The organism is Enterobacter sp. SCRI0065 (genome assembly GCF_059766475.1).
This window is the reverse complement of the sequence record NZ_JCBAJB010000002.1, coordinates 463,288-476,652: the sequence shown is the minus strand read 5'-3', so window position 1 is coordinate 476,652 and position 13,365 is coordinate 463,288. Positions and strand designations below refer to the sequence as shown.

At 54.0% G+C, this 13,365-nt stretch carries 19 protein-coding genes; all 19 read right to left on the bottom strand.

Annotation, left to right across the window (positions count from 1 at the left end):
- Positions 1-48: 48 nt before the first annotated feature.
- The gene (locus AC6EMZ_RS08130) at positions 49-471 is read right to left on the bottom strand and encodes a tail fiber assembly protein (RefSeq protein WP_409255317.1); all 423 of its coding nucleotides are present in this window, start codon (positions 469-471) and stop codon (positions 49-51) included.
- A 1-nt stretch (position 472) separates the two neighbouring features.
- Entirely contained in the window at positions 473-2,341 is a 1,869-nt protein-coding gene (locus AC6EMZ_RS08125) for a phage tail-collar fiber domain-containing protein (RefSeq protein ID WP_409255318.1), read from the bottom strand.
- A gap of 11 nt (positions 2,342-2,352) precedes the next feature.
- Positions 2,353-2,883, bottom strand: coding sequence for a phage tail protein I (locus AC6EMZ_RS08120; RefSeq protein ID WP_409255319.1), 531 nt, complete (start codon positions 2,881-2,883; stop codon positions 2,353-2,355).
- Positions 2,876-3,784 carry a baseplate assembly protein gene (locus tag AC6EMZ_RS08115; protein WP_409255320.1) on the bottom strand — a complete coding sequence of 303 codons (909 nt, stop codon included), beginning with the start codon at positions 3,782-3,784 and terminating at the stop codon, positions 2,876-2,878. The genes AC6EMZ_RS08120 and AC6EMZ_RS08115 overlap by 8 nt, the downstream gene beginning before the upstream one ends.
- Positions 3,785-3,789: 5 nt before the next feature.
- Positions 3,790-4,140, bottom strand: coding sequence for a GPW/gp25 family protein (locus AC6EMZ_RS08110; protein WP_181826443.1), 351 nt, complete (start codon positions 4,138-4,140; stop codon positions 3,790-3,792).
- Positions 4,137-4,778, bottom strand: coding sequence for a phage baseplate assembly protein V (locus AC6EMZ_RS08105; RefSeq protein ID WP_123427377.1), 642 nt, complete (start codon positions 4,776-4,778; stop codon positions 4,137-4,139). The genes AC6EMZ_RS08110 and AC6EMZ_RS08105 overlap by 4 nt, the downstream gene beginning before the upstream one ends.
- Positions 4,779-6,073: 1,295 nt before the next feature.
- Complete coding sequence (lpxA, locus tag AC6EMZ_RS08100; RefSeq protein ID WP_409255321.1) at positions 6,074-6,865, bottom strand: acyl-ACP--UDP-N-acetylglucosamine O-acyltransferase; 792 nt, start codon at positions 6,863-6,865, stop codon at positions 6,074-6,076.
- Between the two features lie 220 nt (positions 6,866-7,085).
- Positions 7,086-7,550, bottom strand: coding sequence for a phage virion morphogenesis protein (locus AC6EMZ_RS08095; RefSeq protein ID WP_059179187.1), 465 nt, complete (start codon positions 7,548-7,550; stop codon positions 7,086-7,088).
- On the bottom strand, positions 7,543-8,010 hold the full coding sequence (locus AC6EMZ_RS08090) for a phage tail protein (protein WP_498401948.1): 468 nt from the start codon (positions 8,008-8,010) through the stop codon (positions 7,543-7,545). Before AC6EMZ_RS08090 ends, AC6EMZ_RS08095 begins: the two co-directional genes overlap by 8 nt.
- The gene (lysC, locus tag AC6EMZ_RS08085; protein ID WP_449567002.1) at positions 7,973-8,263 is read right to left on the bottom strand and encodes an Rz1-like lysis system protein LysC; all 291 of its coding nucleotides are present in this window, start codon (positions 8,261-8,263) and stop codon (positions 7,973-7,975) included. The genes AC6EMZ_RS08090 and lysC overlap by 38 nt, the downstream gene beginning before the upstream one ends.
- Complete coding sequence (lysB, locus tag AC6EMZ_RS08080; RefSeq protein WP_449567001.1) at positions 8,160-8,540, bottom strand: Rz-like lysis system protein LysB; 381 nt, start codon at positions 8,538-8,540, stop codon at positions 8,160-8,162. The genes lysC and lysB overlap by 104 nt, the downstream gene beginning before the upstream one ends.
- Positions 8,522-8,950, bottom strand: a complete 429-nt coding sequence (locus AC6EMZ_RS08075; RefSeq protein WP_059179190.1) for a DNZ54_00345 family protein — start codon at positions 8,948-8,950, stop codon at positions 8,522-8,524. The genes lysB and AC6EMZ_RS08075 overlap by 19 nt, the downstream gene beginning before the upstream one ends.
- The gene (locus AC6EMZ_RS08070) at positions 8,947-9,459 is read right to left on the bottom strand and encodes a lysozyme (protein ID WP_449567000.1); all 513 of its coding nucleotides are present in this window, start codon (positions 9,457-9,459) and stop codon (positions 8,947-8,949) included. Before AC6EMZ_RS08070 ends, AC6EMZ_RS08075 begins: the two co-directional genes overlap by 4 nt.
- On the bottom strand, positions 9,443-9,664 hold the full coding sequence (locus AC6EMZ_RS08065; RefSeq protein ID WP_498401947.1) for a phage holin family protein: 222 nt from the start codon (positions 9,662-9,664) through the stop codon (positions 9,443-9,445). The genes AC6EMZ_RS08070 and AC6EMZ_RS08065 overlap by 17 nt, the downstream gene beginning before the upstream one ends.
- A complete protein-coding gene (locus tag AC6EMZ_RS08060; RefSeq protein WP_409255324.1) occupies positions 9,655-9,858 on the bottom strand; it encodes a tail protein X in 204 nt (67 codons plus the stop codon). Before AC6EMZ_RS08060 ends, AC6EMZ_RS08065 begins: the two co-directional genes overlap by 10 nt.
- The gene (locus AC6EMZ_RS08055) at positions 9,858-10,364 is read right to left on the bottom strand and encodes a head completion/stabilization protein (protein WP_409255325.1); all 507 of its coding nucleotides are present in this window, start codon (positions 10,362-10,364) and stop codon (positions 9,858-9,860) included. Before AC6EMZ_RS08055 ends, AC6EMZ_RS08060 begins: the two co-directional genes overlap by 1 nt.
- A 99-nt stretch (positions 10,365-10,463) precedes the next feature.
- The gene (locus AC6EMZ_RS08050; RefSeq protein WP_498401946.1) at positions 10,464-11,219 is read right to left on the bottom strand and encodes a phage terminase small subunit; all 756 of its coding nucleotides are present in this window, start codon (positions 11,217-11,219) and stop codon (positions 10,464-10,466) included.
- Between the two features lie 3 nt (positions 11,220-11,222).
- Entirely contained in the window at positions 11,223-12,290 is a 1,068-nt protein-coding gene (locus AC6EMZ_RS08045; RefSeq protein ID WP_409255327.1) for a phage major capsid protein, P2 family, read from the bottom strand.
- A 58-nt stretch (positions 12,291-12,348) separates the two neighbouring features.
- A complete protein-coding gene (locus AC6EMZ_RS08040) occupies positions 12,349-13,203 on the bottom strand; it encodes a GPO family capsid scaffolding protein (protein ID WP_409255328.1) in 855 nt (284 codons plus the stop codon).
- Between the last annotated feature and the right edge of the window lie 162 nt (positions 13,204-13,365).

The following is a 13,365-nucleotide window of genomic DNA, read 5'->3' as shown; positions in this document are numbered from 1 at the left end:
GGAGGCATAACACAACCAGTAAAAAGCCCTCCGGGTGGAGGGCTTCGTTTATGCAGGCAATTCAGGCCACTGTATATCCGGTGCGTTACTGATATCCAGTCGGTTTAACATGACGCGGTAAAGCCGCCAGCGCTCAAGCGCCGCTAACTCATCATCTGTGGCTATCCCGAGCTCCTGCGCATCCAGCAGCGGCGTAAGCGCTTCACTGGCGACTTTCATCAGGGAGGCCTTTTCAGTGGATGCCTGCTTTACCCGTTCTTCCAGCGAGGGTGCCGGTGGTTCAACCAGCACAGGATAACAACGTTTATCAGGGGCGATCACCTTGCCGGTGGCCTGCCCGGCCATGAGCACGTGATAATCCGCATCCGCCACGCGAACATAAAAACCCGGCCACGTTCCCGCCGCACGATAATCAGCCTCCAGCGCATCGTTATAAAATGCCCCCGTCATAGGGCGATAAACATAACCCATATTAATAACCTCGCGCTTCAAAGTAGGCTGTCACCTCGCCGCTGCCTGCAACATAGGTGAAGCCTGATTTGTCCGGGCTCTGAACATAGACATTCTGGTCGTGAAAACCACCCGGCCAGACGAGCGTCAATTGCACACCGGTACAGGCATTCGGAAACGCCGTCGGGAAGGTAATACGCGTAGAGTTTGCACTGCGCGTCGCCACTCCCCATTGCTTCATGACGCCTGTCGAATTGTCTTTTTCCCACCCCGCCGCCGCCTTGCTGGCTGTATTTTTGAGGTTATAGCGTGCGTCACTTTCGGCTTTGGTATACGCCCCCGTGCGCGGCATACATGCCGCATCGGACTGTGCTTTGGTGTAGTAGCGCGCGTCGAAATTAACGAAATTGACCAGACCCAGCTTATTGATGGTCACGTCACCTGTTGCCAGATTCACCGCGAACGGGCGCAGACTGTTATACGCGCCATACTGATCACCGGCATTTGTGATCATCAGATATAAATTGGCACCGTCCTGACGCCACATCGTCCCGTAACTGCCATAAATCATGCGATAGCTGTTTGCGGATGTCGTCTGCACCTCAGCGGCAACCTTCAGCGTGCCCGTCATCGTATCGCCCCCCTTAGATACCGCATTGACTTCTGCAGCAGTGGGCCTGTTCGCCGCGTCATACTGCTTTGTCCAGGCGGTCCACACGCCGCCATACAACGTGCGGATATAGCTACGCGAGTTGTTATAGACACGATAAATCTGAGTCACACCGGCATGTTTATACACCTCAAGCGAACCAGCATTGGCCTCGGGGTAATTGATTCCGGATATGGCCTGCGCATTCGCTGGCTGGTAATACAGCCCCGGTATGGTGTAGTTGTTTAAGTCGAGCGCATTGCCGATACCCACCGTCTGACCGTTGAAAATATCCTGCGCGGTGACACTGATGTCAGCCGTCAGCGGCCTGCCATTCACTTTGCGACCAGAGGGTACACGCCCGTTAGCGTTATCATTTGCCGCTTTCACCGCTTTCGGCGTGGCAGCAAAGGCTTCAGACGTGCTATCGGTCACACTGGTTAGCTGGACAATGCCCTTTCTCGTCGTGGTGGCTTCCTGAGCCGTATATTTCCCGCTGGCAAGGTCATACGCCGCCTTGACCGCTTTCGGCGTCGCGGCGAGCGCCTCTGACGCGCTGTCGGTTGCGCTACTGAGCTGGACAATCCCCTTCTGCGCCGTGGTCGCGTCCTGAGCCGTATATTTCCCGCTGGCAAGGTCATACGCCGCCTTGACCGCTTTCGGTGTCGCTGCGAGCGCCTCAGACGCGCTGTCGGTCGCACTGCTTAACTGCGTGAAGCCCTTTTCTTTCAGCGTGGCGTCAGGATGGCGACGGGACTGCTCATGCTCCGCGAGTTTGTCGTCGACATAATCCTGCGTTGCCATCACCAGTGTGGTATCGATGGACAGCTCGACCGTCTCGATGTCGCTCACCATGATAACCATGCGCAGGGTCTGCGCGCGCCCTGACCCTTCCGCCAGCTCGGGCTTGTAGCTCTCCGCCATATTACCGACCGCAATCAGCGTGCCGGTGTCATCGTAAAGCCCCATTTCACGCAGCCAGAAACCGCCAGTCTCTGGCGGAATAACCAGCTCGGCGACGACATAGTTTTTGTGCTTTTTGTCCTGGCTGATTTTATTCAGCGTATGACGCCAGACCTCATTGACCAGTTTTGTCTGACTGGCGTTCGGTTCGGGCAGTTTCCCGCCGCCATCCCCGACGGCCATCGCCACAAAATTGACTTTCTTCCCGTTCGGGACGCTCGCCGCCGCCAGTTTCTCCGCACCGGCTTTGGTGATAACGGTTTTATATTTTACTGTCATTGTGCTCTCACTTATCCGGGGTAAACCGTGGTGATATCGCCGTCATAGGTCAGCGCGCCGTAATACAGATGCCCCGGAATATCCTGAATAATATTCAGACCGATAAGATGGCGGCTCGCGGGTTTGGCATCGGCAATCAGCCGCTCCATTTCGTAATACATTTCCTCAGTGATGCCGGTCTCTAGCACGCCGATATCGAGGCGGAATGTGCCGGGCGGGTCGTTGGTTTCCCACCATTCTGTGACGTTAATCAGATACCCGAGCGGCTCGACCACACGGCGCACCGCGCCTATCGTCCCTTTGTGCGCATGAATAAACCACGCCGCGCGGATCACCTCGCGTTTTGTTTCTTCCGGCCAGCTTTCATCCCAGCGGTCGACCGAAAACGCCCAGGCAAGCCACGGCAGCAAATTTGACGGGCAGGTGTCGGCGTTCCACAGACGGCGCAGCGGGACGGGGGTATTTTCGATATCTGCACAGGCGCGTGCCGCCGCCACCTCAAGCGGTGACGAGCCGACCGGCAGCAGTCGGTTATTACTCATCGTTACCCCCGACCGTCACGCTATACGCGGTGCAAAAAGAGGCCTGCGTATCATCGAGCACGATATCGGCCACGGGTGCTACCAGTTCGACACGCTGCACACCCTCGACGTGGAGCGCGGCATAAATGGCTGACTTGCGAATATCCCGCCCGAGCCGGTGCTGTGCGCTGATATAGGTCTGCAGCTTCGCTTTTGCGGCACTGAGCACCGGCTCGCTTTCGGGGCCGGGATAAAGGTAAAGCGCCGCGTCGATGGTGTAGTCGACAATGGTCGCCGACTGGACGGTCACGCGGTCAGCGACCGGCCTCACGTCCTCATCGTTCAGCGCGGCACGCACCACGGCGAGCAGCTCGTCGGACGCCGCGCCGTTAGTCTCGCGGGACAACACCGACACGGTCACGCAGGCAGGCTCCGGGCTGATGACTGAAATATCGGCGACCCGCCCGTCAGCGCTGCGGCCATGAAACTGATACGCACCGGTCGACCCGGCCACGCTCATTCCCTCAAAGGCCTGTTGAATGCGCAGGCGATAGTCGGTGTCTGATTCCATCACGGCGGGTGTCGGCGGCAGCGTGGTCTCATCGGCTGGCGTGATAACGAGGCGCTCGACGTTGTAGTTTGCTCCGAGATTATCGAGGTCATGCCCTGCGGCATACGCCAGCATCACCGCGCGGGCCGACTCATTGACACGCTGTCGCCAGATAACTTCACGATAAGCGTTCTCCTGCAGGAGCTTCACAATCGGCTCAGATTCAAGCGTTAGCGTGCGCGCGACCGCCTCCTGCTGGTCTTCGGGATAAAGCGAGACAAGCGTCGCCTTGCGCTCGGTCAGGATGGTTTCAAAATCCAGCTCTTCCACGACATCGGGCGCGGCGAGCTGGTTCAGGTCAACAATAGCCATAGCGTTTAACTCAGTGGGATAGTGAGGGAAAAAGGCTGGTTTGAGTTGGTGCGCGTGCCGGTAATATCGACATACAGCGCGCCGTCATCCTCACCGCGCTCAAAGGTGATGGTCGACAGACTGACGCGTGGCTCCCACTTCTGGATCGCCGAGTAGCACGCGGCCATAATCTGCAGCCGCAGCGCCGGGGTCTGCGGCTGGTCAATCAGCGCTGACAGCAGCGAGCCATATTCACGGCGCATCACACGCGAACCAACCGGCGTGACCAGAATGTCGCGCACGCTCTGCCTGATATGGTCGGCCTCAGAAATACTGAGCCCGGTGTGGCTGTTCATACCTAAATAACGCACCGTCATTTCGTCCCCTCCGTTCTGCTACCGCCGCGTTCTACTCCGCCGTGGTCGTGGTCATCCACCTGCACGCCGTTCGAGGTCAGTTTCCCGCCGCTGTGCTCGATATTTCCTTTCATCGTCCCGCCCTTCTGCACTTCGAGTGAGCCGGTGATGAGCTTGTTAGTGCACACCACTTCTGGGGTATCGAGCGTGATGCGGGTTTCAGCTTTGACCAGCACCACCGGCACAGTGGCGGTAAGGGAATCTGACGCGGTGACGTCAGCGGTTTTAATCCCGGACACGGTGAGCGCCCCGCTTTCAGGCTCGTACTCAATGACCGCGCCGTCAGGAAAGGCGATGTGAAGCGCATCCGGCGAGGCATCCGGCGCGGGATGGTCATCCGAGAAAATGGCGGGCAGCACAAACGCGGTGTCGAGTTCGCCACCGATGGCAAGAATCAGCACCTGCTCGCCAACGGAAGGAGCCCACCACACACGCGAGCGACCGGCGCGGGAGGTCAGCCAGTTAAGCCAGGTGGTTTGCATCCCGCCGGTCTGGACGCGACAGAGCCCAGCATCGTGATCGACGTCGGTCACGATGCCGGTACGGATAAGGTTGCGCATAGCGCGAGCGATATCCTGAAGTGAATTTAATGTGTTCATGGAGGTAGAATGCCGCCTGGTATGGTCAACGACAATTAAATGCAGTTTGAAGAGGCATGAAACAACACACTGATACTGTGCGAGATCAAAAAACTGTCGTTCCCTTGTTGTTCAACCTCTTACTTTTAAATAATTGAGATATTGAAAGTCATACAAGTGAACTATTCCATTGCAATCAGGAAATATTTAAAAAAATAAAACCAATTAACTCATGCTATAAGTTAAAAAATTTCCGATTGAACCATGAAGGAAACTAGGCAATAATAATAGCGTAGGTAAACCAAAAACTAAGCAATGATATATTAGCGGACGGTGATGTCGCCAACTCCGCTCTTTTCATTAAATTAAACCCAGCCCTCCAGAATAATTATTACAATAATAAATGCTTGAAAGTTAGAAAAATATGATCATGAAATTAAAATCGTGGTGCCGGGTGCCTCCCGGTGCTTCTTTGCCAGACCAAAGAAGCGCGAGCATATCGCAAAGGTGTCTGGTTCGACCCGCCGCATAGGGGGATTCACCACACCTAGAAAAATAGAAAACAGTCTCACGTGAGTCAAGTTTTTTTAGCAGACATGTGTTTTTTCATGATCCCATGATCACAATAAAGAAATGTTGTGTCAGCTATGCTTATACCAAACGAAAAAGCATGCTTTTGTCACATCAGCTTAGTTTATATTTCCAACATTAATTGACAATCATTATCTGACCTGCATGAAAACGCAAAAAAAAGTCCATCAATAAATTGACAGACTTCTGAAATATCAGAAAAGGTGCTTACCAACCATTTACTTCAGATGAAGTAAATTTAGCATAGCACCACTTATGAGAAACGTACAAGTTTTTAGTATTCATTACCTATAGAACCAATAGAATGCTTACCATGCGTCTATGATAAAACACATGGAACCACTCAGTAAGGACCTGCTTAACCACACAAAACTGCTTCAACTCTATTTAAATCAATAACTCCAGCTTAAAATAGAGAATATATGAATACGTTCTCCATAACTCACTTCAGTTTTCTTAGAATCAACTGTTCAATGAGAAACTTTTCTTGCATATCGAACACGAGTAACTTGCGTTCTGGGTATTGCACATTTACTGCCACCAAACCTTGAATAGCCAATCGAAAAATAGTTAAAGATATTTTTCAATTGCCGTATTTAAAACGAACCACCACTATTAAATGCCACATTCCACATTTTGCTGACAGTAGCATTTTTCAATCTTCATTCTGTTTACCTATCGCATAATTCGAGATTCGACACTCATCCAACTAAATATATACTCTACTAACGGATAATTCCACGTGTTGAGTGCTGGAAAAACCATTCGAATAGTTCGCCAACAGGATGCTTATTTAACCTCTCTTTTAACATAACCTTCGCTTCATGTAACGATAGTGATTTATTGTAAAGTATATCGTAACAACCTTTTATTAAGCTCTGATCGCTCTGACCCGACCCGGTGAAATATCTGGATGTGGTGTCTCTTCCATTGGGTTCAGCATAGTTACCGCTAGCATAAACAAATGGGGGAATATCCTGAGTTACACCTGAGTGATGCCCAACATTTGCATATGCACCTAATACACAGAATTGATGGATTGCGCACATGAACCCGACCACAGCACCATCACCCAGTGCAACATGTCCTGCCAGGCCGCTGTTATCACCAATGTGCGTACTATTACCAATGATGCAGTCATGCCCAATGTGAACGTTATTCAGGAGGGTATTATCGTCACCTATTATAGTGTAATTATTATCTTGCGCCGTGCCTCGATGGATTGTTGCATTGTTACCAATATTGTTACGACTCCCTATAATTAGCCTGGTTGGCTCATTTTTATATTTTAGATCTTGATTCACTTCACCTATCGATGAAAACTGCCCAATCTGATTATCACACCCGATAACTGTAAATCCATTAATAACTGAATGGGACCCTATAATAGTTCCCTCACCAATAACAACATCCGCAGAAATAATACAAAATGGACCGATATTGACATGTGCCTCGATCACTGCGCCTGGTGCTATGATACTGCTACTCGGAACGCGTGCAGTAGAAGAGATCGTCATTTATATTTCCTGATAGCTAGAATGCTTATCGTCCAAAAAACGTTACGTTGGCTATCGTTCTGGAACAGCCACAAGGTAACGCTAACACTTTTATCAAGCTACAGAATACTCGTAATATCGTTACGTAGCGAATGTCTTGGCAGGAACAGTTTCTGCTATAACCTGGCTATTCAAGCGCTTTAAATACTATCATAATGAAATGCAAAATTCCCATCCGAAATTATTCAAAGGCTGAACTATCCCCAAGGTAATCAACTATCAGCTCCTCAATATATTTTTTATCAGCACGACTAAATCCCAGCAACTCACGCTGTGGATACTGAACATCCTGACTATTAGGGGTTGGCCTGTCTTTAAGTCCGTACTGATGGATCTGCACGATACGTTGCACCTTACCGGTAAACTGCACCACAGCAGTATCATTGCGGCCACGGGCTTTCATGTAGCGGCTGGTTCGCAGCTTCTGAAACATCGCCCTTTTAATACGCCCTTTTTTTGCCCTGATCGGCTGACGCTTTCGCGCCTGATACGGCGTGCCATCCGGGGCTTTTTGCAGTTTAATCCGTTGCTGTTGCGATTTTCGCAGCTCTTTCGCAATCGCAGCAGCAAGCTTTCGCCGCCCCGCCGGTGACAGCGCCCCAATCAGCCCGGCGAGCTTATCGTCAAAAGGCTTAAACTCATTCATCCCATTTGCTCACCAGTTCGCCATTGATATAGAGCTCGGTCGGGCGCGTGACCGGCTCGGGTAATGGCGGCTCAGGTGCATAGCTGACGTGCAGCGCGCCGTTCTCCTCCCTGACCAGCGTGCGCTCGGTAAGCTGCAAACTGATACTGAGATCAACGTTGTCACCGTCGTTTAAATCCATCTGGAAGCGGTAGCCCTTTTTGCGCCCCTCATCCGAGGTGCAAATATCCGGCTGATTCTCACGCAGCCACGCCGTCACCGGTACAAAAATCAAATCGGGGTCGCCGACAAAGTCACACACGATCACATTCAGGGTGTACATCTTTTCGTGCGACAGCGAGGCCGCGAGGCGTGCATCGATATTCCCCTCGTCGGCAAAGATGCGCATCATTTCGGGATTTGTTTCTAACTGCGGCACGGCATCAGTGAGTGCCTTGCGCAGACTTTTCATTTTCTGCATCGATTTTGTCCTGACAGTCTTTAGTGGTCTCGACCTTGAGCGCGCAGGCGGCGAGCGCATTCTCAAGCCTGCGGATATCGGCACTCAAATCGCCGTTAATCGTGGGCTCGCTTCCCGGCATCGGGCAAAGGCTCACTTTCGGGCAGGCGTTATAAACAATGACCGGCGGAGGCGCAGGCCTTTCGGGTGTGCAACCGGCGCACAGCATCAGGCAAATCAGCGCGATACCAGCGGCGTAAATCTTCGTTTTCATTGAGTAACCTCGTGATAGTTTGTTCGCGCCTTACCGCCTGCTCACCGGCGGCAGTCAGTTCATCAGCGAGCCTGACCTGACCGGCCTCATTCGCCCTGGCGATACGTTGCGACACGGCAAGCTGATTTTTCAGCATCCCGATAGTCGTCTTTTGTTCGGTGGCGACTTTATTCGCCCTGTCGAATGAGCGCCGTAAATTGCCGTTCTCATGACGCAGCCAGAGCACCGACGCCAGCACCAGACCGGCGGCAAGCAATATCACAATGATTCTGGACACAGGCCAGCCTCCTTAATGCGCCGACGGTACGAACAACGAACCATGTTAAACAGGATCAGCCAAAGTAAGTACGTGAATGCGATAAACACCTTGCCCCCGGTAAGCAGGCATAAAACCGTACCAGCAGAAAGAATCAGAGACCAAAATCGACGCCATAGTGGGCGGGGCTTTCCGATAAGAGACCTAAAAATAGCCATGTGTTTTGGCGTTCGGTAAGGGTCAGACTGACTCGCAAACCAGTCCTCATAGCTGACAGCAGCCAGCACACTTCCTCCGATACAAACCAAACAGCCAAATAACGCCCAGACGGCAATAAAATTAACGGCCACACCGTCGGGATTGTTCAAACCCAGCACAAGTAGAACGGCAATCACGACATTAAAAATCAGAGAAGATAACAACGCTTTCATTGAGGTACTCCTTTCATGCAGTAAGCCCATTCCCGCGCACGGCGGTTTTCCAGCCCTTTGTTTCTGACGCCGTTCACGAACACCCATCGGGTGAGCTGGTCGCACGCCTGCGACCACTGCTGACGTTTGATAAACGACACCAGAGTCGAGCGACAGGCCGCGCCGGTTCCCACGTTGAATGAGAAGCTCACCAGCGCGTCATACACGCGCGGTGGCATTACCACCGGCACACACACCGCGAGCCGTTGCTCGGTATTCAGCACATCCGCGATAAGGTTTGCCGCAGCCTGTCGTTCGGTGATTTCCCCTTTCGGGGTGACACCGGCAGTGTGGCCGATGCCCGACGTCCACACTCCCGCGCTGCACTGGTAAGGCGTCAGACGACATCCTTCGAGGTCGGCAATCAGTGCCAGCCCCTCGGGCGAGGTGTTAAGCAGACGAAAGTCAGGCATCAGTACGGCCAGCGCCAGCACGGCGGCCACACTGCAGCGTTTAATGATTGAGCTCACGTATCGCCCCCTTATCCAGTCCTAGGGATTGCAGATAGCGGAATGTTTTGCGCTTAAACCACAGATTCGTCAGCGCGGTAAAAATGGCGCAACCGCTACCCACATAAAGCGCCATTTTCTCGGGCGACATCGCCCCGAAGTACGCCAGCCCCACGGCCAGCCAGTAGGCGATAAACGTCGTGATTTTTTCCATGCTCAGTCCCATAGATTCACCGTTTCGGTTTTCGGTGCGCTGTCGGTCTCGGGCAGCTCAATCGCCGTGCCGTGCGGCAGGATAATGCCCAGCTCAGACAGCCCCGGATTAGCCTGCAGCACCGTCTCGACCACGCCCTCGGTGCGCCCGTAATAGCGCGCACATATCGCGTCGAGGGTGTCGCCCTGCATCGCGTAAACCTTCATCAGATTTGCCCCACGATACAGCGCGCCTTGTCCTGAATACGCGCCACTGACCAGCGCATATCCCGCCACATTTCATCGATGGTGCTGTCGATGCTGTCGGCCTTTTTGTCACCCTTGCTGGTCGCATCCACGCCGCGATAACGCTCATACAGCGTGGCGGTCGTCATCGAGCACACGGCGTTAAAGTAGTGGAAGCAGCGCACGCTCTCGCCGTCGAGCTCGTCGGTCGGAACATCCGCGAGCGTGGCATGACCGGCGTTGAGTTGCAGGTCGCGCCAGTCGCGCAGCTCCGCGTTAGTCTCCGCGATGGCGGTCTTAATCGCCCGGCGCAGGCGCACAGGGGACACGGTCTGCTCCAGTCGTATTTCTTCGCGCACGCGCTTCGGATCTACATCAGGAAAAAAAACGGTATTTTTAATCACCGGCTCACTCTCGCCCGGTGGCGGTATCACCACGCCCGGCACGTCCTGCGGCGTTGTTTTGGGCTCAATAATCAGTGTCGTCATGACAACCTCGGGTAATGGGTGGGCGGTGGACGCCGGTCGCAGTCAGGGCAAGCGATACCCGCATTGACCGGCGTGCCGCCCGGCTCGGGGAGCGTTCGGTTAACCTGCGGCTTTTGCCGCCTTTGGTGGACGCCCGCGCCGGGCCGCCGGTTTAGCAGCGGGTTTGCGCGTGCGGGGTTTATTCGTTTTCGGTGCTGGTTCGGGTTTAGGCTTGAGCTGGCGCTCAAGCTGTTCGATATCCTTTTTCACGCCGATAGTTCGCTCTAACTGGATCGCACGTTGCAGGTGCGCCAGCGCCTCGGGCAGTTCCCCTGCCTCACGCAGCACGTAGCCGGTGATTTTGTGCAGCTTCGCGCGCACGATATCGGGCATATCTGCACGCTCAGTCAGCGCAAGGGTATCGAGCAGCAGCGCCAGCTCAGGTGACTGTCTGGTGTCACGCAGGCGCTGTGCGGCAAGCGCCACCTCTTCGGCCAGCAAATACGGCGTGGTACGGCGATGACCGCCGACCGGCATCGTGAGTCCCCAGGTCATCGCATATCGGGCAATCTCCAGCGCACCGGCGATATCATCCGCATCGAGACGCCAGAGCATGACGGTCATGACAATGTCATCCTGTGCGCCCTTGCCATTTGCAAGGACACCCTCCACCCACGGCAGATAGAACGGCAGCAGCTCGCGCTTTTTATCTGCCTTGCGCTCTTTGGATCGGATTTGTTTTAACGTGCGAGAGTCTGCGGCCAGCTTAACGAGCATCTGCTCATAGGCAGTTGCATTGCGCAGCGGAGCAGCAGCCCGCCGCGCGGTTTCAGAGGCCGAGACCCGCATCATGTGAAGCGCTGCGGGGCTCGTCATGGTTTACTCTCCGCCGTTATCGTCTTCAGGTGCAGCGAATTTGCCGAGGGTGATGTTTTCAATCAGACAACCGGCGGCATACGCCTCAACCACGTAATCGACGTTCATCGACTCGTAGTTTTCGATGCGGTCTTTCTTCGGCTCCTCGATGATGGCGCGGCGGTGCGCGTCATCCATGAAGTAAATAGACAGGTTATCGAGGCGCGTCACCATCAGGGCATTTGCCGGGAAGTACGGCACGCGCACGGCAGGCAGGTTGCCGATACGTTTCTGGCTGATGATGATGTCAGCGGCCAGCGCCTCGCTGTTTTCCTGCGTCTTGTTGACGATCGGGAAATATTTGTCAGCCAGCAGCTTGCGACCGGTGATGACGACGAGCTCCGGGTCATCCTGATAAATCTCGTCAATCAGGTTGGTCGTGGCATCCATCACCAGCGCGTCGAGGTTTTGATAGTCACCGTTCTCCCCCACGCGGATCACATCAGAAATGACCTTTCCGTCTGCGTCGGTGATTTTTGACATCACGCGCGCCGGTGCTTCGTTTCGGTATTTCTGCAGCCAGCCCACCGCGACATCCTGCAGCATCGGATTGTTTTTGCGGTTGGAGGTTTCCGCGCGCTCGATACCGTTGAAACCGGCCATGATGAAGTCGAGCGACTGGCGCTTGATAATCGCGTCACGGATACGGGTCTGGAAGTCCTGGAATCGCGCCCACAGATCGAGCTGTTTGTAACGGATATGGAAATCAAAGTTGATTTGCGCACATTCGTATTTGTTGGATTCAAGCGCCGTAAAATCAGCGGTCTTACGCTCATCATCCCCGGCGGTATCAGCGGTGCTTGCAATGGTACCGTTAACTCCCACACCGACCTTTTCGCCTTTCAGCTCATCGACCGGCACGATGTTGATTTTGGTCAGAAACGCGGATGACAGCTGCAGGGTATTCATCAGCGTCTGCGTCACGGATGGCTCGACGGTGAATTTCTTCGCCACGTCGTCGGTTTCGACGCCGTTCAGCTCCGCGACGCGGGTCAGGTAAGCATTAAATTTAAAGCGGGTTTCTTTACGCATTGTTATTCCTGTTTTCTAAAAATGGGGCATCAGGCCGGGCAGCGAGCCCGGCGCGGTATCAGCAGTTAGTCAGCAGCTCGTCGCCCGTCCCGCCTTTGGATTTCTCGCGGCGCGGCTGGCGCTGGCTTTCGGTGTTATCGAGGGAGCTTTTCAGGGAGGAAAATGCCTGCGCGCTTTCGTCTGCCTTGCGGGTCACTTCCTGCTTAAACTGCGCAAACGCGGTTTCCAGCTCAGTGACGCGGCTGTCGGTGGCGGTGAGGTTTGTCTGCACCAGTTCAGAGACTTCCGTCACCGCTTCATGCACATCAGCAAAACGTGCATCGTCAGTGGCCTGTTTGCGGCCGAAAATCGCCTTAACCTTGTCAGTCAGGCTGTTGAGTACGGTGTCGGGAACATCCTCAAATTCCAGCGCCGCCAGCGTGGCAACGGAAAACAGGTCGTCAGGGTGGGCTTTTTTACCGGCGAGCGGGTTCTGCGTCGCCCGGCTGCAGAATTCGAGGTATTCCGTGCCGAGGCTTGCCGGGTCATCGGTGACGGCGAGGCCCACGAGGTAACATTTGCCGCTGTTGGCAAAGTTCGGGCGAATTTCCATCGAGGTGTAAACCTTCTGCCCGGCTTTCACCATGCTCACCAGCTCGTCGAGCGGCGCGATTTTGCCAAACAGCGCTTTTTTGCCGTTCAGCGCCGAGTCATCGCTGATGATTTCCGCTTTGACTTCGGTCACGTCGCCATAACGCTTAAGCACGCTGTCGGGCAGGATGCCGCGCAGATGTTCGAGGTTGATGCGACAGCCATAGACACGCGGGTCGAACGTGTCGGCCATATCCTGAATATCATCGCCACTGATGACACGGCCATCGCAGGTGTCACCCTCGACGCCGATGCGAAACCATTTAGAAACTTTCTTTGCCATTGTTCAGGTGTCCTGATGTTGGGTTTTCGGTTCGGGGTTAGTTTCCCGACTCCGACCCGCATCAGCCACCGCTTGCGCTCCTGTTAGGTCTGACACAACAGGGGTTTAGCGAATACACGCGATGATTTCCTTAGCCTTGCCTCGTACCAATAAAACGAGGTG

Bases quoted from the DNA above. Each gene is read 5' to 3' on its own strand.
- AC6EMZ_RS08065 (WP_498401947.1), bottom strand. From the start codon at position 9,664: ATGGGACTGAGCATGGAAAAAATCACGACGTTTATCGCCTACTGGCTG.
- AC6EMZ_RS08115 (WP_409255320.1), bottom strand. From the start codon at position 3,784: ATGGCTATTGTTGACCTGAACCAGCTCGCCGCGCCCGATGTCGTGGAA.
- lysC (WP_449567002.1), bottom strand. From the start codon at position 8,263: ATGAAAACGAAGATTTACGCCGCTGGTATCGCGCTGATTTGCCTGATG.
- AC6EMZ_RS08040 (WP_409255328.1), bottom strand. From the start codon at position 13,203: ATGGCAAAGAAAGTTTCTAAATGGTTTCGCATCGGCGTCGAGGGTGAC.
- AC6EMZ_RS08125 (WP_409255318.1), bottom strand. From the start codon at position 2,341: ATGACAGTAAAATATAAAACCGTTATCACCAAAGCCGGTGCGGAGAAA.
- AC6EMZ_RS08060 (WP_409255324.1), bottom strand. From the start codon at position 9,858: ATGAAGGTTTACGCGATGCAGGGCGACACCCTCGACGCGATATGTGCG.
- lpxA (WP_409255321.1), bottom strand. From the start codon at position 6,865: ATGACGATCTCTTCTACTGCACGCGTTCCGAGTAGCAGTATCATAGCA.
- AC6EMZ_RS08075 (WP_059179190.1), bottom strand. From the start codon at position 8,950: ATGAAAGCGTTGTTATCTTCTCTGATTTTTAATGTCGTGATTGCCGTT.
- AC6EMZ_RS08055 (WP_409255325.1), bottom strand. From the start codon at position 10,364: ATGACGACACTGATTATTGAGCCCAAAACAACGCCGCAGGACGTGCCG.
- AC6EMZ_RS08045 (WP_409255327.1), bottom strand. From the start codon at position 12,290: ATGCGTAAAGAAACCCGCTTTAAATTTAATGCTTACCTGACCCGCGTC.
- AC6EMZ_RS08090 (WP_498401948.1), bottom strand. From the start codon at position 8,010: ATGCAGAAAATGAAAAGTCTGCGCAAGGCACTCACTGATGCCGTGCCG.
- AC6EMZ_RS08095 (WP_059179187.1), bottom strand. From the start codon at position 7,550: ATGAATGAGTTTAAGCCTTTTGACGATAAGCTCGCCGGGCTGATTGGG.
- AC6EMZ_RS08050 (WP_498401946.1), bottom strand. From the start codon at position 11,219: ATGACGAGCCCCGCAGCGCTTCACATGATGCGGGTCTCGGCCTCTGAA.
- AC6EMZ_RS08130 (WP_409255317.1), bottom strand. From the start codon at position 471: ATGGGTTATGTTTATCGCCCTATGACGGGGGCATTTTATAACGATGCG.
- AC6EMZ_RS08120 (WP_409255319.1), bottom strand. From the start codon at position 2,883: ATGAGTAATAACCGACTGCTGCCGGTCGGCTCGTCACCGCTTGAGGTG.
- AC6EMZ_RS08105 (WP_123427377.1), bottom strand. From the start codon at position 4,778: ATGAACACATTAAATTCACTTCAGGATATCGCTCGCGCTATGCGCAAC.
- AC6EMZ_RS08110 (WP_181826443.1), bottom strand. From the start codon at position 4,140: ATGACGGTGCGTTATTTAGGTATGAACAGCCACACCGGGCTCAGTATT.